Source organism: Rhodoferax aquaticus (assembly GCF_006974105.1).
Taxonomy (GTDB): domain Bacteria; phylum Pseudomonadota; class Gammaproteobacteria; order Burkholderiales; family Burkholderiaceae_C; genus Allorhodoferax; species Allorhodoferax aquaticus_A.
The window spans coordinates 3,723,638-3,743,115 of sequence record NZ_CP036282.1; the positions used below are offsets into that span (position 1 = coordinate 3,723,638).

At 54.7% G+C, this 19,478-nt stretch carries 19 protein-coding genes and 3 pseudogenes; 5 read left to right on the forward strand and 17 right to left on the reverse strand.

What is annotated here, in order from left to right; genetic code table 11:
• Positions 1-160: 160 nt before the first annotated feature.
• Positions 161-628, forward strand: a pseudogene (locus EXZ61_RS22230) (IS21 family transposase); the annotation flags it as partial.
• A 339-nt stretch (positions 629-967) separates the two neighbouring features.
• On the opposite strand, the gene EXZ61_RS17240 reads toward EXZ61_RS22230, so the two are convergent.
• From EXZ61_RS17240 to EXZ61_RS17255, 4 genes and pseudogenes are all read right to left on the reverse strand, one after another.
• Positions 968-1,552 carry an acyl-homoserine-lactone synthase gene (locus tag EXZ61_RS17240; RefSeq protein ID WP_142812931.1) on the reverse strand — a complete coding sequence of 195 codons (585 nt, stop codon included), beginning with the start codon at positions 1,550-1,552 and terminating at the stop codon, positions 968-970.
• 59 nt (positions 1,553-1,611) lie between these two features.
• Complete coding sequence (locus EXZ61_RS17245) at positions 1,612-1,857, reverse strand: hypothetical protein (RefSeq protein ID WP_142812932.1); 246 nt, start codon at positions 1,855-1,857, stop codon at positions 1,612-1,614.
• Between the two features lie 82 nt (positions 1,858-1,939).
• Positions 1,940-2,275 (reverse strand): annotated as a pseudogene (locus EXZ61_RS17250) (IS66 family transposase); the annotation flags it as partial.
• A 41-nt stretch (positions 2,276-2,316) separates the two neighbouring features.
• A pseudogene (locus EXZ61_RS17255) lies at positions 2,317-3,401 on the reverse strand (IS3 family transposase).
• 231 nt (positions 3,402-3,632) lie between these two features.
• Here EXZ61_RS17255 and EXZ61_RS22625 point away from each other — a divergent pair.
• On the forward strand, positions 3,633-3,872 hold the full coding sequence (locus tag EXZ61_RS22625) for a hypothetical protein (protein WP_425353630.1): 240 nt from the start codon (positions 3,633-3,635) through the stop codon (positions 3,870-3,872).
• A 160-nt stretch (positions 3,873-4,032) separates the two neighbouring features.
• Positions 4,033-4,890 (forward strand): excinuclease Cho, encoded by an 858-nt coding sequence (gene cho / locus EXZ61_RS17270; RefSeq protein ID WP_142812933.1) that lies wholly within the window; start codon positions 4,033-4,035, stop codon positions 4,888-4,890.
• An 82-nt stretch (positions 4,891-4,972) separates the two neighbouring features.
• On the opposite strand, the gene EXZ61_RS17275 is transcribed toward cho, so the two are convergent.
• Positions 4,973-5,182, reverse strand: a complete 210-nt coding sequence (locus EXZ61_RS17275) for a hypothetical protein (protein WP_142812934.1) — start codon at positions 5,180-5,182, stop codon at positions 4,973-4,975.
• 87 nt (positions 5,183-5,269) lie between these two features.
• Between EXZ61_RS17275 and EXZ61_RS17280 the strand changes: the two genes are divergently transcribed.
• The gene (locus EXZ61_RS17280) at positions 5,270-6,247 is read left to right on the forward strand and encodes a helix-turn-helix transcriptional regulator (protein WP_142812935.1); all 978 of its coding nucleotides are present in this window, start codon (positions 5,270-5,272) and stop codon (positions 6,245-6,247) included.
• 6 nt (positions 6,248-6,253) lie between these two features.
• Here EXZ61_RS17280 and EXZ61_RS17285 read toward each other — a convergent pair whose 3' ends face one another.
• The 6 genes from EXZ61_RS17285 to EXZ61_RS17310 form a co-directional block, all read right to left on the reverse strand.
• Positions 6,254-7,288 carry an NUDIX domain-containing protein gene (locus EXZ61_RS17285; protein WP_142812936.1) on the reverse strand — a complete coding sequence of 345 codons (1,035 nt, stop codon included), beginning with the start codon at positions 7,286-7,288 and terminating at the stop codon, positions 6,254-6,256.
• 32 nt (positions 7,289-7,320) lie between these two features.
• Positions 7,321-9,030, reverse strand: coding sequence for an NAD+ synthase (locus EXZ61_RS17290; protein ID WP_142812937.1), 1,710 nt, complete (start codon positions 9,028-9,030; stop codon positions 7,321-7,323).
• Positions 9,031-9,043: 13 nt separating this feature from the next.
• Positions 9,044-10,165, reverse strand: a complete 1,122-nt coding sequence (locus tag EXZ61_RS17295) for an AAA family ATPase (RefSeq protein ID WP_142812938.1) — start codon at positions 10,163-10,165, stop codon at positions 9,044-9,046.
• Positions 10,166-10,169: 4 nt separating this feature from the next.
• Positions 10,170-10,802, reverse strand: a complete 633-nt coding sequence (gene pnuC / locus EXZ61_RS17300; RefSeq protein ID WP_142812939.1) for a nicotinamide riboside transporter PnuC — start codon at positions 10,800-10,802, stop codon at positions 10,170-10,172.
• Between the two features lie 11 nt (positions 10,803-10,813).
• Positions 10,814-11,962 carry a nicotinate phosphoribosyltransferase gene (pncB, locus tag EXZ61_RS17305; protein WP_237219196.1) on the reverse strand — a complete coding sequence of 383 codons (1,149 nt, stop codon included), beginning with the start codon at positions 11,960-11,962 and terminating at the stop codon, positions 10,814-10,816.
• Positions 11,963-12,044: 82 nt separating this feature from the next.
• Positions 12,045-12,851: a cysteine hydrolase family protein gene (locus tag EXZ61_RS17310; protein ID WP_142812941.1), complete on the reverse strand. Its 807-nt coding sequence runs from the start codon at positions 12,849-12,851 to the stop codon at positions 12,045-12,047.
• A gap of 139 nt (positions 12,852-12,990) precedes the next feature.
• On the opposite strand from EXZ61_RS17310, the gene EXZ61_RS17315 reads away from it, so the two are divergent.
• Positions 12,991-13,638, forward strand: a complete 648-nt coding sequence (locus EXZ61_RS17315; RefSeq protein WP_142812942.1) for an NUDIX hydrolase — start codon at positions 12,991-12,993, stop codon at positions 13,636-13,638.
• Between the two features lie 21 nt (positions 13,639-13,659).
• Here the strand turns inward: EXZ61_RS17315 and EXZ61_RS17320 are convergent, their stop codons facing one another.
• The 6 genes from EXZ61_RS17320 to EXZ61_RS17345 are packed head-to-tail and all read right to left on the reverse strand — an operon-like array spanning position 13,660 to position 19,225.
• Positions 13,660-14,181 carry a shikimate kinase gene (locus EXZ61_RS17320; protein ID WP_142812943.1) on the reverse strand — a complete coding sequence of 174 codons (522 nt, stop codon included), beginning with the start codon at positions 14,179-14,181 and terminating at the stop codon, positions 13,660-13,662.
• Positions 14,182-14,210: 29 nt separating this feature from the next.
• Positions 14,211-16,304 carry a type IV pilus secretin PilQ gene (locus tag EXZ61_RS17325; RefSeq protein ID WP_142812944.1) on the reverse strand — a complete coding sequence of 698 codons (2,094 nt, stop codon included), beginning with the start codon at positions 16,302-16,304 and terminating at the stop codon, positions 14,211-14,213.
• Positions 16,301-16,837, reverse strand: coding sequence for a pilus assembly protein PilP (locus EXZ61_RS17330; RefSeq protein WP_142812945.1), 537 nt, complete (start codon positions 16,835-16,837; stop codon positions 16,301-16,303). The genes EXZ61_RS17325 and EXZ61_RS17330 overlap by 4 nt, the downstream gene beginning before the upstream one ends.
• A complete protein-coding gene (locus tag EXZ61_RS17335; protein WP_178084863.1) occupies positions 16,837-17,502 on the reverse strand; it encodes a type IV pilus inner membrane component PilO in 666 nt (221 codons plus the stop codon). Before EXZ61_RS17335 ends, EXZ61_RS17330 begins: the two co-directional genes overlap by 1 nt.
• Positions 17,503-17,510: 8 nt before the next feature.
• Entirely contained in the window at positions 17,511-18,149 is a 639-nt protein-coding gene (locus EXZ61_RS17340) for a PilN domain-containing protein (protein ID WP_142812947.1), read from the reverse strand.
• A complete protein-coding gene (locus EXZ61_RS17345; protein WP_142814296.1) occupies positions 18,146-19,225 on the reverse strand; it encodes a pilus assembly protein PilM in 1,080 nt (359 codons plus the stop codon). Before EXZ61_RS17345 ends, EXZ61_RS17340 begins: the two co-directional genes overlap by 4 nt.
• Positions 19,226-19,478 lie beyond the last annotated feature (253 nt).

Here is a 19,478-nt window from a genome sequence, read left to right on the forward strand (position 1 = left end):
TTATCCATATGCCTATTGGTCGTTCCCCGTCGATGCCCAAGGTTTTGACGGGTTGTGAGCCTGTCAGAAATTTTGACTGTGAGGAATGCCATCTCACCGAGGAGCATACATGCCTAGCAAAACACGGAATATCTCAGCAGGTACTTAAACGGTGATCACCATGAAAATGGTAGGCAAGGTCAGGCGCATGAAACTGCGCGACAAACTCACCCACTGTTCGCTCGCGAAGGCCACGGGATTGTCACGCGCGATGGTCAAGAAATGGCTCAAGGCCGCTGGCGACAAAGCGCCCCTAAACATGGCCGACGCACTGGACGCGCGTTGTTCAAGCAAATCCAAGCTCTGCGCTACCGGGGTGGCTACAGCATGGTGAGCAACTTCATTCGCGCATGGCGTGAGAAGACGGGCAAATTGCCCAGTAAAGCCTTCGTGCCACTTGGTTTTTGGTAGGGTGATGCGTTCCAGTTTGACTGGAGCGATGAAGGCTTGCTGGCGGGTGGCAACTTCTACAAGGTACAGGTCTCGCATCTGAAGCTGTGCGCCAATCGAGCATTCTGGTTAGTAGCCTAGCCCGGCCAGGGGCATCTATGACAACATGAAGACGGCGCTGTACAAAGTCAAGAAGGGCAATTAGTCAGTCACCGCCTTCACCAGCAGCTTCCAGCGAATTGGAGGCTTGCTTTCATAGTGTTGGTGGTGATTCTGTGGTGGAAAAGAGTCGGATTTGTTGCAAGTCACTTCTTTTCCGCAGATTAAGCACACATAGATACCGGAGTCGGGTACCACTGAGCCTGGGCTGTGCGTGACTGTCCAATGGGACAAGTCCGGTTTTGCTGACTTCTTTACTCGGTTGGAGTCTATATACCACGCCACGTTTGTTCTCTCAAAAAGCTCTTGAATACGCTAGATTTGTTGCTGTTGCTACGCCAAGAGCAGCTGAGCATTGTCCTTTTGGGACTGTTTAGGGCTACAAAACACCAACCGCGCTCAACGTGATGTTGTCGACTTCAATGAAGCAAGCGACAGCAGCAGCTACGCCGACTTTGATGGGCGGACCGATGCGGTGAATGTTTAGGCCCTGGCGTTTGAGCATTCGCTCCAGGATGGGTGTCGTGACGGTCACGTAACGCTTGATTCCGTTTTCCGCAGCAAAGTAGGCCGACTGGGTCATGAGTGCCTTGGAAAGTGGGCCGAAAGTACCATTGGCGGTCAAAGATGGACTGCTGCTGACTGCGAATCGGCTCATTTCCCAACAATCGTCTGCACAAGGTGCAGTTTGACCGTGCAAAAGCTCTGGAAAGGTATCTCGCAACATGTTGGGGCCGGTGGTCGGCAGCAAACGCCAACAGCCCTCGACAACACCATTTGCCGATTTGGCTAGTACATAGGCGACGTCTTCGACGTCGTCGAATCGATCGCGTTCCAGTCCATCGCATGACTGCACATCCCAGCCCAAGCGCTGCGCAAACACTTCGTGGCGCAAGCGATGCATGCCCAAGGCATCTTGGTGATTGATGTCCTGACTACCGTAAATTGAAAGCTGATGTTGCATAGCGGGCACTCCTTGTGTGTCAAAGGAGCGATTACAAACAGAATTGGTCGTCTGCGTAACTATCTGAACAGATAGGTGGCAGTTGGCCAGAGCATGCTGCTGTTGAGATTGTGCAGGGCACCTGCGCTGGGCATGGCCAGGGAGGGAAAGCCTGCATTAATGGTAACGGTTGTGTCCGAGTTTTGCTGCGACACACCAGCCCGCAGACATAGGCGCTTCTGCGTCGGATCGACATGGGCGCCGATCCTGCCGTGCCGGATCATGACATGCGCATCACGGACTTTTTGGAGCCAGCCGAGCTCCATCTCCAATCGCCCGATCTCTCCGTAAAGCCGGTCAGGCGCACTCTCGGCTGAATGCCGTCGTGATCCACGGTGGCCTTGAAACATCGCAGGCGAGGCTTCCCTTCCATTCCATTCCCCCAAGGAACCTGCGCATAAGTTCCCCGGCTCGCGATTCGCAGAAGTCGTAGACCACGGCTTTCATGTCTTCAAAGACACTAGGTGCGCACGCCCACAGGTAAGCCCGGTGTGTTTTGCCGTCGCCCGGTTTGAGCATCTGCCCCGGTGTTTCATCCGCATGTAGTACGCGGCGTTGCAGTATCTCGGCCTTCAGCGCATCGACCAGGGGTTGCAGGCGCACTCCGCAAAGTCCTACCCATTGCGCCAGGGTGGAGCGCGGGATGGGCACCCCAGCGCGGCCAAAGATTGTTTCCTGACGGTAGGTAATCCCCCCGATTTCCATCGGAGCTAAAAGTAGAACAGTTATGCAGCCATGGCCAAATGCTGCTTTGGGGTGAAACCGCCCAAGGCCATATTCGGGCGGTCGTGATTGTAGGACCACATCCATTGCGTTGCGAAGCCCTTAACTTCTTCAATACTTGACCAGTAATACTGGGATTACCATTCGTAGCGAACGGTCCTGTTGAACCGTTCAACATAGGCATTCTGCTTTGGCTTGCCCGGCTGAATATATTCAAACCGGATGCCCCATTCCTCGGCCCAGTTCTGGATAGTGCCACTGATGTTCTCGGGCCCATTGTCACAACGAATAACCTGCGGTTTCCCGCGCCAGGAAATGATCTGCTTCAAAGCTCTGATCACCCGCTCAGAAGGCAAGGAGAAGTCCACCTCGATGCCCAGCGCCTCGCGATTGAAGTCTTCAATGAGGTTGAACAGCCTCAAATTCCTGCCGTCTTAGAGCTTGTCATGCGTGAAGTCCATTGATCAGACCTGATGGAACGGCCAGTGGTTCTGGCTTCTCGCGCACCAAGCGCTTTCTGGGTTTGATGCGCAGGTTGAGTTCCAGTTCGCGGTAGATGCGATACACCCGCTTGTGCGCTTGTGATTCCAGCCATAGCCCTTTACGTTGCGCAGATACAGGTAGCAAAGGCCAAAGCCCCAGTTGCGGTGGTTATCCGTCGACCGCATTAACCGGTCGGCGATGAGTTCATCCTCAGCGTTTTGCTTGGACTCGTAGCGGTAGCAGGACTCGCTGATCGAGAACACGGCACAGGTGACCCGTAAGGTCAGCCTAAGCTGCTGCACGACCTCTTTGGCCCTCTCGCGCCGGCGAGACGGCCGGGTGACTTTTCTGCGAGGTACTCGTTGGCGATCTCGGCCTTGAGCTTCTCTTCGAGGTACATCTTCTTGAGGCGCCGGCTCTCGTCTTCAAGCTCCTTCATTCGGGCCATCAGGGACGTGTCCATGCCACCGAACTTGGCTCGCAATTTGTAAAGCGTCACGGTGCTGATGCCCAACTCCAGACAAATATCGGGGACAGGCAAAGCAGTTTCAACACGCTTGAGGGCAGCAATGATCTGGCTGTCCGTAAATCCTGACTTCTTCACGCAGAACTTCCTTCTTGGAAAATTCTACTTGTCGGTCCTTTGATTTTTCGGGGGGATTACTAGCGGCGTCGGCCTGCCCGGCGCGGGCATTGTGCTTAATCAACGCCTGATGAGTGGCATGCAAGGCATGGCTGGTGAAATTGGCCACAGCATCATGCAGATTGACGGGCCCTTGTGTGGCTGCCCAAAGCCTATATGCGCCTCATGTTCACTGAGGAATACGCATGCGACATGTCTAACGCCAGCGGCACCCTTTGGCTGGACGTGCAGCAGCGCGACTGGTCTGACGCGCTGCTCGCCCTCACCCACCCGAACCGCAGCCACAGGCGCTGCACCGGCCGATGTGTGCTGGACCAGAACGCACACATACAACCCGTCTCCGGCCCTTTCCGGCTAGGTGCTGGACCGCGACGAAGAGCCTCTCGAAATCAGAAAATATCAAAATGTGCAGGAAACATACCTCAGAAATAAGGCAGGCAGAGCAAGGGCTTGGATATGCGAGTCGACTGCACAATAGCGTAGCCTTTGGTTTGGGCCCGTTCTAGACCCGCCCCTGCGCTTATTGAACCCAAGTAACTTGAACCAGCCCACATCACCGGGGCGGAGGATTCCTTTCTGCAGTCACTGCCCCATGCCATTTCCACACCGACGCCGTCCTGAGTTTAATGAGGCTCGTCCATACGAGTACCCCCAACACCTGCGTGAGGGCATAGACGGCTTACCCAATACGCCCGGAGTTTATGTCTTTCATGGCGAAGAAGGTGATCTGCCGCTCTACATAGGTAAGAGTGTCAATTTGCGCAGCCGTGTGCTGTCCCATCTGCGCAATCCCGATGAAGCTCGCTTGCTGCGACTAACCCGCCGCATCTCGTTTATCCGAACGGCGGGGGAAATTGGCGCGCTCTTGTTGGAAGCCTGCATGATCAAGCAACAGCAGCCTTTGCTGAATCAAAAGCTCAGGCGAAGCCGGCAACTGTGCTCGCTCAGGCTCAACCAAGGCTTGCCCGAAGTGGTCTATTCCAAAGACCTGAATTTCGCGACAACACAAGACTTGTTTGGCCTGTACGCGAGCAAGCATGCTGCGTTGCAATCGCTTCGCGACCTGGCAGATCAGCACAAGCTGTGCTACGGCACATTAGGCTTAGAGAAACTACCTAAAGGCAAGCCTTGCTTCAGAGCCATGATTCAACACTGTGCCGGTGTCTGCCGAGGCAGCGAGAGCCTAGACGAGCACCAACAAAGACTTCTTGATGCACTCGAGGGCGTTCGGGTGGCCTGTTGGCCCTTCTCTGGGGCGGTTGGCCTGGTCGAGCGCTTTGAGGACGAATGCCAAATCCACGTGGTGCGCAACTGGACTTACTTGGGCAGCGTGAGTGAGCTCAGCCAAGCGAAACAGCTCGACGCCATGGCGGCAGGGTTTGATGCGGATGGCTACAAGATTTTGTGCAAACCCATCCTCACCAGTGCGGTTGAACTCGTTCTGCTTTGACGGCTTAGCCATCAGATTTGGTCGCGGTAGTCCTAACCCTGATGCAGCCATGTCGGCTTTGCGAGGCGAAAGCACCAATGGCTTACATCCACCGCCACATACCAAGCAACGCAGCGGCTGACAGTTGGCGCAGTGTGTGCCATTGGCGTCGCAAGGCATTGTCTGCCAGCTTCTGTGCGCCACAGGCATGGGGTTTGAGCGTCGAACGCAAGGCTGCACTGCGCCAAGCATGGCGATCAAAGTTACTTTTTTCCGTGGATAGTGTGTAAGGCTGTACTACTGGGATAGGCATGTTGTGGCTCCTTGTTGCATGGACTTAGATTTATGATCAAGTCCATGTAGCTCATAGAGTGAGCTACAACTAAAAAAAGGACCGCCTGTGGACCGAACTGAGCGCTTTTACAAGATTGACGCCCTGCTGCAAGGTGGAGCCATAGTGCCCGTGGATCGTTTTTTGCGCGAACTGGAGGTGTCGCTCGCCACTTTCAAGCGCGACATCGAGTACATGCGCAGTCGGCTGAACTCACCTATTGCCTGGAGCAAAGCCGATGGTGGCTACTCCTACACCCAAGGCACAAAGACTCAACAAGCCCTGCCAGGTCTGTGGTTCAACGCCAGCGAAGCCCATGCCTTGCTGATGATGCAATCCTTGCTGTCCGATATGCAGCCTGGCTTGCTGGGGCCGCATGTGGCGCCGCTCAAAGCGCGATTGCGCGCCGTGATAGAAGCGGGCAAACACCCCGTGGGTGATGTGGAAAGCCGCGTTAAGTTGCTCAATGTGGCGGCTCGCTCTGTGGCCGACAGCAACTTTGAGGTGGTGGCAGCAGCGCTCTTGAGGCGCCAGCGGCTGCAGATTGATTACTTCAACCGTTCGCGTGGCGAGTTGGGTGCGCGCGAGGTGTCACCGCAACTCTTGATCCACCACCGGGGCAACTGGTACTTAGGCGCTTGGTGCCACAAGCAAGATGCCATGCGCTCTTTCTCCATGGACGCAATGGAAACCGCCAGCGTGGTGAGCAAAACCGCCAAAAGCCTGCCCCAGGCAGCGCTAGACCGCTTTGTTGGCCAAGGCTACGGTATCTTTTCGGGCTCAGAGGTGCAGTGGGCTACGCTGCTTTTTTCTGCTGAGCGCGCCCGCTGGGTCTCGCGTGAGCTATGGCACCCACAACAAACACTGACCCAAGAGGAGGATGGCAGTCTGACCATGCGCTTGCCGTTTACCGATATGCGTGAGCTCACCATGGATATTCTGAGGCACGGCCGGCATGTGAAAGTGATTGCACCGCGAGCCTTGCAAGAGGAAGTGCACAAAGAATTGCAGGCTGCTTCTGCGCAGTACGCGCCCTCCCCGGTCTAGCGCAGCTTATCTGTACACGCCCAGAAACCGATCCAACACCGCGGCGTGGTCGTCAAAAAGCTGGTCTTCCATGGCGGGCAAGTTCGCAATGGGGACCCAACTGGCCTCCATAGCGTCGTCGGCACCTTTGACCTCGGGTAGCGCGATATTGCCCAGGTTGAAATGGTGGGCGTGCGTGATGATGCGGCCCCTTGGGCTACGGCCGGGGTGGTCAAACACCACGCTGCCCTGAAATGCGGCTTGCATGGTGGGGGCGAGAGTTTTAAAGCCGGTTTCTTCTTGCAGCTCGCGCAAGGCGGCGGCGTACATGCGTTCACCGGGCTCCACGAATCCACCCGGCAGCGCCCACAGTCCATGTCCGATGTCGCCGCCCCGGCGCACCAGCAGCACTTTGCCACTGGCTTGGACCACGGCATCTGCCGTCAAATGGAAAGGCGCAGCCCAGCGCTTGCGGTAGGCCGCTACTGCGGCGTGCTCCGACATGCGCTCGGCAAATGCAGGCAAGCGGGCCCATGCTTGCAAATAGGCCAGCACCTGCGGGCTGATATAGGGCTGTAGCACGCTCAGGCGCGCGTCTGGGTCGGCACCCTCAAAGTAAACATTGCGCAGGGCAGTGGCATCGATCTCGATCTCGCGGTCCACGCCCTTCCAGGCCCAACCGTGGAAGTTGTCTAGGTAGTAGCTGGAGCTGTCCTTCTTGAAACCCACCAGGGTGATGGGTTGGGTACATTGGGTGATGCGTTGAACCCCCTCGCGTACAGCAGCGTTCCAGCGGGTGTCGTCGTAGTAGTCGCGCACCGGCAGGTACTGCACGCGTGCCTTGTCTTCGGCAGACAAGATGGACTCCACCATGGCCTGGCGTTCCTGCCAGGTGAATGGGTTTTGCGGGTTGCGCGAACGAAAGGCGGAGCCAATCACCACGATCACCTTCGGCGCAGTGGCCAGGGCCGCCTTGAGCAGGGTTTCATGCCCTTTGTGAAAAATCTGCCAGCGGCCGATGATGAGTGCGGTACCGGAGGTGGTTGGTTTGGTTTCGGTCATGCGTTTGTGTCGGGGGTGTTTGGGGAGTCGCTTCAGGCGTATTGCACTGCGGCGATGGGCACCTGGCGGCCGCTGCCGAACGCCCGCCCGCGCAAGCGCAGCACGGGCGGTGCCTGGCGGCGTTTGTACTCGTTGCGGGCAATCATTTTCTGGATACGTTCAATCATCGCGCGCCCAGCAGGATCGGCGCGCAAATCAGCCATTTTCTGTTCAGCACGCGCATGCTCCCAGTCGGGTAAACGCGCGCCTTCGATGAGGGACTTGAGGATTTCGTCCAGCACTTCATAAGGCGGCAGGCTGTCGGTGTCTTTCTGTCCGGGTGCGAGCTCGGCGGACGGGGGCTTGTCGATGATGGCGACTGGAATCAGCTCGCGACCCGCAGTGGCGTTGATGTGCCGGCACAGCGCAAAGATCTCGGTTTTGTACAGATCGCCAATCAGCCCCAAGCCACCGTTGGTGTCGCCATAGAGTGTGCAGTAGCCCACGCTTACCTCGGACTTGTTGCCCGTGGTCAGCAGCAGGTGGCCGAAGGCATTGGAGTATTCCATCAGTGTGGTTCCGCGCACCCGGGCTTGCAAGTTCTCCAGTGGCAAACCTTGCAGCGGTTTGCCGAAGGCCGCTGCAAAACCTTCTTCAAAGCTGGCGACCATGCTGCGGATCGGGTGCTCAATGAGCGTAATGCCCAGGTTGCGACACAGTGTCTGTGAATCAGAAACGCTGCCTTCGCTGGAAAACTTGGACGGCATGGTGATACCCACCACGTTGGCTGCGCCCAATGCCTCGACCGCGAGCGCCAGGGTCAGCGCAGAGTCAATGCCACCGGAGCAGCCCACCACCGCCGTGGTGAAGCCGCAGCGCCGCGCATAGTCCTTCAGGCCCAACACAATTTGCTGGCGGTAGAACTCCATGGTGGGCAGGCCGGTGACTTCTACTTTTGCAAACGACTCACCTTGTGCGTCACTAAACGTTTGTAGCTGGCTGCTAAAGGTCAGCGTGGTGATGTCCTCGGCAAAACGCTGCGCCTCATAGACGACCTTGCCGGTGGCATCCATGGCAAAGGACGCACCGTCAAACACCAGCTGGTCATGGCCGCCAATCTGGTTCACGTACAACAGCGGCAATCTGTGCCGGCTGCATGCATTGCCAAACACGGTGTGGCGCTGTTCCCGTTTGCCAATGTTGCTGGGGCTGGCGTTGATGGAGACCACCAGATCGGGGGCCGCGTCGGCTAGGCGTTGGAATGGGTTGACGGCGTAGTCTTGACCGTCGTCGTTCCAACCATCCTCGCAAATCATCAGGCCGACCTGTTTATCGCCGATTCGCAGCACGCGGGCCATGTCTGCCCCGGGCTCAAAATGGCGGCGCTCATCAAAGATGTTGTAGGTGGGCAGCAGCTGCTTGTTGTACTGAAGCACGATTTCACCGTTCTTCAATACCAGCAGCGCATTGTGAAATGGCTTTCCGGTGCCCTCGCGGCGCATGGGCGCTCCCACGATCCAGTGCAAGGCAGGTGCTTCGCGGGTAGACAGCTTCAACTGCTCCAGGCCAGCGTCAAGGCGGCGCTGAAAGCTCGCATCGTCCAGCAAGTCTGCAGGGTAATAGGCCGTGAGGCTGAGCTCGGGGAACACCACCATGTCGGCATGCGAATCCCGCGCCTGGCGGGCTGCGCGCAACATAAGCGCTATGTTGCCGGTGATGTCGCCAATGGTGGGGTTGATTTGGGCGCTGGTGATTTTTAACATGGCGTGCCTGGGGTTACGGGGTGTTGCTGATGGCAGCAAACGAGTGTGCGTTTGTCTGGCGTTCTGCGAGGGCCTGCATGGCTGCGCGGCACCGCTCTTCGGGGGAGCCGGTGACTTCCAGCCACGGCACAGACTGCGCTGTGAGCACGTCGCGAAAACGTTGATTCATCCAGCAGCGCAAGTGTTCACCGTCGCGCAGGCCATCGTCTTCAAACGGAACATCCACTTCACTCGTCAGTACGTACAGGGCGCGTGGTGGCATGGCTTTAGCAATGGCTGCCAACGCATCGCTGTGCTGACCCATATGGCGCTCATGCCAGATGCAGGTGGCTAGTGCATCGGTGTCACACACCAGCACCGTGCAGCCATGGCGTGCGGCCTGTTCTTCCAGGGCACATTGGGTGCGTGCAATGTGTTCAAAGTCGCTGCTGCGCCAGTCACTGTTCAAAGCGGTGGCTCGTGGGTTGGCGGCCTTGGCAAGTGCGAGCAGTTTGGCGCTGTACTCACGGCCGTACTCAGCGACCCAACGGGTCTGCGACCACACGCCGCCTTGTTGTCTCAGAGACTTGGCCAAGTCTTGGCTCAGGGTCGTGGTACCTGTGGACTCCGCACCCACCACCACAACCCGTAACGCCAGACCTGCTTGCACGGCAGGCGAAAGCATGTGCCACTGGCCTGGCACGTCGGCCCGCACGGCGGTGCCTGATACGGGGTAGAGGCTGCGACTCTGGTCTAGGCACACATGCCGCGCAGCAAAGTAGTGGGCCAAGCGCTCCCCATAAGGCTCAGAGCTGAACACTGCATCCACAGGGACCAGGCCCGGTGTGCTTTGTTGCGCAGCCTCGATGGTGCATTTCATGATGTCCACATGCGCTTGCCAGATCGCGTCATCAAGGTAGTCCACCGGCACATCGCCCAACGCACCGATCACTTGGATGTTAGGGTTCTCTTGCAGTGCGTCTTGCAACCATGCAACCCGGTTCGCTATGGAGATGCGCTCCGCACTTGCCCCAAGTACCAGCACAGTCACTGAAGCGCTGTGCTGGGACGCAGTACGCATCAGGTATTCGTGCCCCAGGTGCGGAGGGTAGAACTTGCCGATGACCAGGGAGTGTTGGAATGCGATCCGTTGCATAGACTCAAGCCGCACTCAAGTTGTTTGCTGGCGCTATTGAGCGTTGGGCGCGCTGCCAGTTACGCAAGCCATGGAAGCAGATGGCCAAGATAACAACATACAACACGGCAATCAGATACCACCCGCGGCTCCAATACAAAGGGATGGATACAAGGTCCACGGCGATCCACCAGTACCAGCTGGAGACCTGCCTGCGGTTCAGTTGCCATTGGGCGCACAGGCTGAATGCAGTGATCAACGCATACCTGGGGGGCGCGCTGCCGCGCAACTGTTCCAACACCGCCCACAACAGGACTGCCATGCCCAAGCCGGCAGCCAGCAACACCAATTGATCCCGCGCTGTCGTGCCATGGAACGCACTGCTTGCAGGCCCAAAGCGCCGGTGCCATTGAACCCAGCCTTGCGCTGACAGCACGACAAACACGACCTGCAACCCTGCATCGGCGAAGAGCCGCTGGTCTAGAAACACAACGCCCAGAATCAAGCTGTTGACGATGCCCCAAGGAAAGTTCCGGATGCTGGCTTTGGCTGTGAGCCAGACGCACAACAGCCCAGTGGCAAAGCCCAGTGCATCGCCTAGGGTCAAGCTGATGCTGCCCAGGGCAATGGACAGCTTCAACCAGGCGGCAAACTCCATGGAGATTGGTCCTATTCGGGTTTGTTGAAGATCTGGCGCAAATACGCCAAGAACGTGGCGTCTTCGCAAAGCGTTTTGCCGGGGGTGTCGGATAACTTGGCGGTGGGTTGGCCGTTGCAGCTCACCAGCTTCATCACGATGTTGAGTGGGTGCAGGCCCGTGTCATTGCTCAGGTTGGTCCCGATGCCAAAGCCTGTTTGCACGCGGTCTGCAAAGTGCTGGTGCAGTCGGATGGCGGTGGCAATGTCCAGGCCATCGGAGAACACTAGGCGTTTGTTGTTCGCATTGATCTTGAGCTTGGCATAGTGGGTCAGCGCTTTCTCACCCCACACGACTGGGTCTCCACTGTCGTGGCGAAGACCATCAAAGAGCTTGGCGAAGTAGAGGTCGAAGTCGGCCAGGAAAGCGTCCATGCCGACCACATCGGTCAAGGCCGTGCCCAGGTCGCCTCGATACTCCTGCACCCAAGTTTCCAACGCGGCCTTTTGGAAACCCCGCAGCTGCACACCGGTAGCCTGAAAGGTTTGCAGGTATTCGTGCGCCATGGTGCCTATGGGAACCAGGTTGCACTCCTTGGCCAACAGCACGTTCGACGTACCTTTGAAGAACTGTGGTACCTCGCGCGCAAGGGTCTTCACCATCTCGGTTTGCCATGCGCCGGAGAAGCGCCTGCGCACACCGAAATCAAAAAACTCGAAGGGGTGCGTGGTACCGCCTAGGTTGATGCCACGGAGTTGTACGATCTTGGCTTGCAGGCGGGTTCTGGCCTCTGCCAAGAAAGGCTCCACACCACCGCGCAGTTGCGCCATACGGCGAAAGTACAGCTCATTGACGATGGCCAACACATAGATTTCAAAGCCCATGACATGGACTTGCGGCCCCTCGGCCACGATGTGCAGGGTATCGCCTTCGGTTGTGACATGGATAAATCGGCGCTGAAACTGGAACAAGCGCAAGAAGTCGATGTAGTCCGACCGCAAGAATCGCAGACCACCCAGATATCGCAACTCGTCCTCGGTAAAGCGAAGCGCGCACAGCGCATCCAACTCTGCGTTGACCTCTGCAGCCAGTTCTGAGAGAGGAAACTCCGGTGCGTTGCGACACACAAAACGGTACTGCGCTTGGTTGGTGGGCATGGAATGCAGCATGGGTTGCTGCATGGTGAATTTGTAGAGGTCAGTCTCCAGCAGGCTGTGGATCACAAGGCTGGTAGGTTTGCTGGTGCTCACGTGAAATCCCTTTTCAATTCAAAGCAGCCTGTGCTTGAGCGGTGGTCATCAGCTCTGCGCCCCAGCGGGTGGCGCGTTCGATGAACGCTTGCTGGTCTGCCTCGAACCCGGTCACCGGGCTCATGCAGTCACTCAGCAGCACGATGCGGGGGCGGGGTCCCCCACTGCGGTCCAAATAGCGCATGAGCTGGTCTATGCTGGAGGCCACACAGTGGCTGCCCGCTTCGCCTGCCACAAACAGGGTGTCTACGCCTGCGGTGAGCTCTGCCGCCAATTCGGTATTGAACTGGGTGGATGCAACGCCAGCGTCTGGGGCATCAGCCTCAAACACGCCAAAGTGTTCGGTCAGCGGGTATTCGCCTTTGAGTACCTTTCGCACCGCCCGTTGTTGGGCGAACTCCCAGCGGGCCAACTGCTCAGCCAGCGGGGCTGCGATGTTGTGGCCCCAAGTGCCGGTGACGCAGTGCACCGGCCACACCACCAAGCCCGGACGGCCAGCTTGTGCAAGCTGTGCCAGCATGGAGGTGACCTTGGGTGTGAGCAATGCGTCGCGTGGCAGCAATTTGCCGCTGGCTACATCGTTGCCAGTCACAAACGTGAAGGGGGCCGGTGCGCTGCCCTCGGCAGTTTTCCAAAATGTGGTGCGCTCCACGGCCACGCTGGGGTGCGAGTCCAGAGTGACCGTGATGCCATCCAACCCTGTGTTAGCAATGAAGTCTGCCAAGCGCAGCATGTCTGCATAGGCCCCGGCTACGGGCAGGGCAGCGCCGGGGATGTCGCAAAAGTCGTTTTGCGGATCAATGATGAGTAGCTTCTTCATGGCCTGGCTCCTGGTATATGGCTTTCGACTGCTGATGGCATCAGTCTAGCAAATATAAATGCAGGTTGCAATTAAATAATGTCATTGACAAAAATATTCATTAAAGTGTTTAATGAAACTAAATAAAATGAATGAATTCATGGTCACTCCCATTCTGACGGTGGATACCGTTCTGCTCACCATTGTTGACTCAGAGCTGTGCGTAGCCCTGCACCAGCGCGAGGCTGCGCCGTTTGCTGGTCATTGGGCCCTGCCAGGGGGCTTTATACACACCCACGAAGATGACTCCGCTAAGGCTGCCGCGGCTAGAGTGTTAGAGGTGAAAGCCGGGGTGCGGAGCCCCTACCTTGAGGAATTCGGAACCTTCTCGGGGCCGGTACGTGACCCGCGGGGCTGGTCGATGACGGTGGTGTACTTTGCATTGGTGCCTGTAGTGTCGCAAGCAGCCGCCATGTTTCCAGTGAATCAGTTACCGAACCTTCCATTCGACCACAGCCAGATTGTCTCCGGCGTGGTCCAAAGAGTGCGCAGCAAGGCCAGCTATTCATCGCTTCCCGTGTTTTTGTGCCCTACTGAGTTCACCATTGCTGAACTACATGCAACCTACGAGGTTGTGCAAAACGAAGCCATCAATATCGCGAATTTCCGCAGAAAACTGGCTGATTTAGACGTTTTGGAGCCCGTACCCGGCGCACTACGGACAGCAGGCCGCAGCCGCCCTAGTCAAATCTACAGGCTAAAAAAACGATACAAAGATGCTTTATCCGTAAGAGAACGGGGCATTTAAAACCGCGCAAGAGAACCGGCATTACTTTGCTGGAGTCCCTGCCAACTCCAGCTGCATCACGATCATGTTGACTAACGTCGCTACAGAGGGGCGCCCTGTTTCCATGACGAAATGCGCTGTTTCTCGATACAAGGGGTCGCGCACCGCAAACAAGTCGCGCATTTTTCCCAAAGGGTCAGCAACTTGCAAAAGAGGTCTGCTTTGGTCATGTCGCAATCGCCGATACAGTTCGTCTGGATTGGACTTCAAATAAACGACAGGGCCACTTCGGTGCAGAGCATGTCGATTATTGGTTCTCAGCACCACCCCACCACCCGTAGACAAAACACAAGAAGGTCCCGCAACCAACTCTGCAATGACCTGTTCTTCGAGATCCCTGAACGGCGCCTCACCGTGTTGCTCAAAGTATGTTCGAATTGGGATGCCAATCCGAACTTCAATGACTTGGTCTGAATCCTGAAAAGGTAACTGGAGGCGTCTGGCAAGTTGCCGGCCTACGGTGGTTTTTCCGGAGCCTGGCAGCCCTACTAAACTAACTATCAAAGCAATACCACTAACGAAGCTAAAGTAACTTATCGACCCAAGGCCTTCTCAGCCAGCATTTTTGGGGTGATAAACACCAGCATTTCGCGCTTTGTTGTAGAGCGTGACTTGTTCTTAAACAAGATTCCCAATCCAGGTAGGTCCCCAAAGAATGGGACCTTGGTCTCGCTCTCAGTTTGGTCTTCAGTGAAGATTCCGCCAATGACGACAGTTCCACCGTTCTCCACCAACACCTGCGTTTTGACATGCTTAGTGTCAATTGCAAATCCCGCAGGTGTGGACTGGCCGACCGTATCCTTTGAAACATCGAGATCGAGAATCACATTGCCATCCGGTGTGATTTGAGGCGTTACTTCAAGCTTCAAATTCGCTTTACGAAACGCAATGGAAGTCGCTCCACTCGAAGAAGCAACCTGGTAAGGCAGCTCAGTACCTTGCTCGATAATTGCGGGCTTCTGATCCGCGGTTACAACGCGAGGACTAGAAACAACTTTGCCTTTTCCGTCAGCCTCAAGCGCAGAGATTTCTAGATTCAAAAACGGCCCGGCACCCGCCCCAAATAAAGACACTGCAAAACTGGCCGCGTTGCTAGAGCCCAATGCCCCAGTCGACGGTAGGTTTACAAAATTGCCGGAAGTTGTTCCTTGCGCACCAGCAACATAGCTCGATCCAATTGCACCTCTGAATGGGCCTCCAGAGTCGGCACCAACGTCAATGACTTGCCCACCACCGCCCAGCTTAACACCCAAAGATTTACCAAAACTATCAGAAGCCTCGACAATGCGCGCCTCAATCAAGACTTGACGAACGGAAACGTCAATCTTGCCGATCAGCTGCTCCACTTGCTCCAATTTGCTTGGGATGTCGGTGACAAAGAGTTGGTTGGTTCTAGTTTCCGAAATCACACTTCCGCGCGCACTCAAAATAGCCTTCGCCCCAGCACCGCCCCCACCGGTCAAACCAGCCGCTATTTCTGTGGCTTTGGCATAGTTGATCTGAAATGACTGCGTCCTCAACGGCTCCAAACTCTGAACTGCAGTCGCAGATTCGAGCTCAAGTTTCTCCTTAGCTGCGAGTTCGTCCTTAGGCGCAATCAGTAGTACGTTTCCTGTTTTGCGCATGCCAAGATTTTTTGACTGCAAGATGATATCCAAGGCTTGATCCCACGGCACATCTTGCAAGCGCAAGGTGACTGCACCCGAAACAGCATCTGAAGTAATAATGTTGAAATTGGTGAAGTCAGCTATCACTTGCAAAAGGGAGCGTACTTCAATGTTTTGGAAGTTCAAAGAAAGCTTTTGCCCAGTATAGCCAACGCCTTGCGTGAGCTTTTTGGGGTCGACTTTGATTTCCTTGACTTCAATGACGAATTGCTCATCGCTTTGGTAGGCGCTATGCTCCCATTGCCCTTGGGGCTCAATGACCATCCGAACACGATCCCCCGTTTGGAAGGTTGTTACGGTCTTAACAGGGGTCCCAAAGTCAGACACATCCAATCGACGCCGCAGCCCCTCTGGCAAAGTAGACTTCATAAACTCAACCACCAACGATTGCCCTTGCTGACGAATATCAACCCCCACTTGGTTGTTGGGCAAGCTGACTACGACACGTCCTGCACCATCAGCCGTTCGCCTAAAGTCCAGATCTTTCAATGGCGCGGAATCTCTAGCCTTACTTTCGGAGAACGAGGGCGCCGTCGCTGAACTGGCAGGTACAGCGCCAACAGGGTCCAAAACTACCAACAGAGACTTCCCTTGAATCTCCGCCCTATAAGCCGCAGCTTGCTTGAGATTAAGCACTACACGTGTGCGCTCGCCTGCCTGCACCACACTGACGGACTTCAAATTGCCTTGGTTTATTTCTACGCTGGACCGTCCCATTGAATTTCCAACGCCGGGAAAATCCAATGCAATACGCGCAGGAGATTGAATTGAAAAACCCGTTGGAACCGCGCTCAACGGTTGACTTAAATCGATTCGAACGACCTCCGAACCACCTTGTACCGAACCAGTCACCGACTCAATGGCGACTTGTGCGTAGGAATTCAACGCAATGAATCCAGTGAAAACCACAGACCCCAACTTAGCAAGCATGCCCATATACAACTGATATACATTTCTCATTTAGAACCTTCTTTCAGCTGCAGTGTCGCAATACGTTCCGTCCACTCTCCAACAGCATCTTGCACAATCTCTCTAAGCGTTACTTCTGTTTCATTGATCTTCGTCACCTTACCAAAGTTTTGGCCTAGGTAATTGCCAACCTTCACTTGGTATAGAAGTTGATCTACCTTCACTAAAGCAATCGGTTGACTAGCTCTAAAGATACTCCCCACCAAACTCATGCTATCCAGAGGAAATCCCTCCAGTGGCTCTTTACGCCTTGCCAATTCGGGAGCAACTAGGGCCCCATTCGCTGCTACTTGAGCGGATTCTTTTTTCAGTGCTTGCGTTAACTTTTGGCTGCTGAATGGCTCTGTGGATGCTGAGTTTGTATAGGCCTCTGGCACAAATTGCTTGGGGGCAGGTAGCGGTTTGACTTTCGGTCTCGCCTGGTTTTTTTCGTCAACCATCCATTGGCGTATTTCATCTTCTTGCGCGGCCCCACATGCGGATAGCAACAAGATGAGAAGTAAAACAAAAGATAAACGCACCATCACTTCTTCGCTCCAGCAGCTGATTTTTGAGAAGCGACCTCATTGGCATCCAAATATCTAAATGTCTTTGCAACCGCATCCATGGTCAATGTACCATCTGCGCGAGGTGCAATGTTTAAACCGTTTAAGGTCACAATACGTGACAAGTGTGCAATATCAGACGCAAAAGCACCTAGGTCATGGTATCTTCCGCTCACCTTAATTGTGATGGGGAGTTCTGCATAATACTCTTTGACGGCAATTTGGCCGGGGCGAAATAGGTCAAATTGCAAACTCCTACCTATACCGGCTTGGTTGATATCCGACAACAAGGCATCCATTTCAGCTTTACTAGGCAGCTGTTTTTCTAGTTGAGTCACATATTGCTCAACTTGCTCTCTCTGCTTCTTCAGAACATCCAAATTAACAGCCTTAGTTAACTTCGTCCTGTATTCCTCACGTAGCTTCACTTCTTTTTCAGCTTCTTGTTGCAAGACCTCTTGTGACGAACTGAGCCAAGCAAACCATAGTACGATCACAACAGCTATCGAGGAGGCTGCAAAAAGCGCCATTCTCGGCACTATTGGCCATAGCACCGGATCTTTAGGATCCAAATCACGAAACTGTCCGAGCAACTGGTTCTGCAGAGCTGCCAAATCGATGCTGCTTGATTCTTTTTTTGCCATGACCATTTCTATTTTTTAACCGCGGGGTTGGGCGTCTTTTCACTTGGAATAGATGCCTCCGCTTTGGCTAACGCTTGCTCCGCTTCGCTCGCCCTCATCAGCCTAAACTTGATTGTAAAGTTCGCTACTTTTCTTGAGTCTTTAGGACTCAAAGCGACGGATCCCGACACAATTTCAATCAGTTCTGGCTTGCTGAACCACGGTGTATTATCCGAAAGCTTGCGAAGCAACTCTGAAACCCGCTCATTCGACTGAGCTGAACCAGTAATTGCAATAATCTGGTCAATTTGAGCCATCTTATTGATGTAAACACCATCTGGCAGCTGATTAACCAACTCTGTAAGTAGATGGACCGGCAAATTTCTATCTGACTGCAAGTCTTCCACAGCCTGTTGGCGTGCTCGCAAGGCAGCAATTTCCGATTCAAGTCCAGCAATATCTTTGATCTGGCTGTCGAGTTTTGCAATCTCGGACGAAAGCACCCCATTACTATTTTGTTGCACAGCAATCGCTGCTTGGTACCAAAGGAATACGGCTCCTGCTATAACGCCACCAAACAATGCCGATGCGCCCAAGGAAACATTAAAAAGATCACGTCTGCGCTTTCTAGCAGCTTCCCGATGGGGCAATAGATTGATGAGAATCATTGACTGAATCTCCTCAACGCCAAACCACAAGATGTAAGGTACGACGGCGCCTCACGTGTCATACGCTTTAATTTGACAGAGTCCCCAATTTCCATTCCATCGAACGGATTTAGAAGACTACATGGAAATGAACTTTGCTGAGTTACGGCTACAGTAAGACCAGGCAGCGCTGCCGATCCACCTGCGAGCAAGATATAGTCCACTCTATTGTGAGGGGTGCTGGTGAAGAAAAACTGCAATGCGCGACCCAGCTCTTGGACCATTGTCTCGATAAATGGTTTTAAGACCATCGCATCGTAGTCTTCGGGCAATTCCCCGCTGCGCTTTTTGGCCTCCGCTTCTTCCATTGAAAAGCCATACTGGCGCACAATCAATTGCGTTAATTGTGCGCCGCCAAAGGCCTGATCACGATCGTAAAGCACCTCTTCATCACGCAGCACTTGCATGCTCGTTGTCATTGCGCCAATTTCAAACAAGGCGACAATAAGTCCTGCACCTTGATTGGGCAAATTAGAGATCAAGCGCCCTGCGGCCAAGCGTGAAGCATACGACTCCACATCAACAATAACAGGGGTCAGTCCGGCGGCTTCGGCCAATCCTTGTATATCTTGCACCTTTTCCCTCCTCGATGCAGCGATCAGGACCTCAACATCACCCGCAGAGGTGGCACTGGGCCCAATGACACAAAAGTCAAGACTCACTTCATCAAGAGGAAATGGAATGTATTGATTAGCTTCTGTCTCCACCTGTTGTTCTAGCTCTTGCTCAGACAGTCCACCCAAAAGAATGATCTTTTTTGTTATGACCGCCGATGGTGGCAACGCCATAGCGACGTTCTTAGTTTTCGTGCCACTTTTCTTGACTAGTCGACGCAGCGCCTCAGCCACTTCATCGAACTTTTCTATGTTGCCGTCGACAATCCAACCTCGATCTAGAGGCTCAATGGCGCAGTGCTCCAATACTAGGTTGCCGGCTTTGTCTTGCCCTAGCTCCACTAGCTTAACGCTAGACGAACTAATATCCAGTCCTAACATAGGAGCTGGTTTACGACTGAATAACGACCCCAACGAGATCAAAAGCATCTCCTAGCTACAAAGACCGTTCGACGGCCACTCTTAAGAAACCACTTGAATGTTATCAGTAAGACCTTTGTTCACCAAAGACTTTTATGGTTTCAAGTTGTATTTGCCGTTGCCGAAAGTGGACTACAACCTGTGCACTTTGTCGAGAACTTCACCATTGACCCTCGTGTTAAACACATACATCAACGAAGCTGAAGGTTGATGTTGGCACAGCTTTCGTATTTCTATAATTCCTTTTCTGAATCAA

Excerpts from the sequence above, each read along its gene's own strand:
- EXZ61_RS17240 (WP_142812931.1), bottom strand. The coding sequence starts at position 1,552 with ATGCAACATCAGCTTTCAATTTACGGTAGTCAGGACATCAATCACCAA.
- cho (WP_142812933.1), top strand. The coding sequence starts at position 4,033 with ATGCCATTTCCACACCGACGCCGTCCTGAGTTTAATGAGGCTCGTCCA.
- EXZ61_RS22625 (WP_425353630.1), top strand. The coding sequence starts at position 3,633 with ATGTCTAACGCCAGCGGCACCCTTTGGCTGGACGTGCAGCAGCGCGAC.
- EXZ61_RS17275 (WP_142812934.1), bottom strand. The coding sequence starts at position 5,182 with ATGCCTATCCCAGTAGTACAGCCTTACACACTATCCACGGAAAAAAGT.
- EXZ61_RS17325 (WP_142812944.1), bottom strand. The coding sequence starts at position 16,304 with ATGAGAAATGTATATCAGTTGTATATGGGCATGCTTGCTAAGTTGGGG.
- EXZ61_RS17340 (WP_142812947.1), bottom strand. The coding sequence starts at position 18,149 with ATGATTCTCATCAATCTATTGCCCCATCGGGAAGCTGCTAGAAAGCGC.
- EXZ61_RS17330 (WP_142812945.1), bottom strand. The coding sequence starts at position 16,837 with ATGGTGCGTTTATCTTTTGTTTTACTTCTCATCTTGTTGCTATCCGCA.
- EXZ61_RS17245 (WP_142812932.1), bottom strand. The coding sequence starts at position 1,857 with ATGGAGCTCGGCTGGCTCCAAAAAGTCCGTGATGCGCATGTCATGATC.
- EXZ61_RS17285 (WP_142812936.1), bottom strand. The coding sequence starts at position 7,288 with ATGACCGAAACCAAACCAACCACCTCCGGTACCGCACTCATCATCGGC.
- EXZ61_RS17295 (WP_142812938.1), bottom strand. The coding sequence starts at position 10,165 with ATGCAACGGATCGCATTCCAACACTCCCTGGTCATCGGCAAGTTCTAC.
- EXZ61_RS17310 (WP_142812941.1), bottom strand. The coding sequence starts at position 12,851 with ATGAAGAAGCTACTCATCATTGATCCGCAAAACGACTTTTGCGACATC.
- EXZ61_RS17290 (WP_142812937.1), bottom strand. The coding sequence starts at position 9,030 with ATGTTAAAAATCACCAGCGCCCAAATCAACCCCACCATTGGCGACATC.
- EXZ61_RS17335 (WP_178084863.1), bottom strand. The coding sequence starts at position 17,502 with ATGGCAAAAAAAGAATCAAGCAGCATCGATTTGGCAGCTCTGCAGAAC.
- pnuC (WP_142812939.1), bottom strand. The coding sequence starts at position 10,802 with ATGGAGTTTGCCGCCTGGTTGAAGCTGTCCATTGCCCTGGGCAGCATC.
- pncB (WP_237219196.1), bottom strand. The coding sequence starts at position 11,962 with ATGCAGCAACCCATGCTGCATTCCATGCCCACCAACCAAGCGCAGTAC.
- EXZ61_RS17315 (WP_142812942.1), top strand. The coding sequence starts at position 12,991 with ATGGTCACTCCCATTCTGACGGTGGATACCGTTCTGCTCACCATTGTT.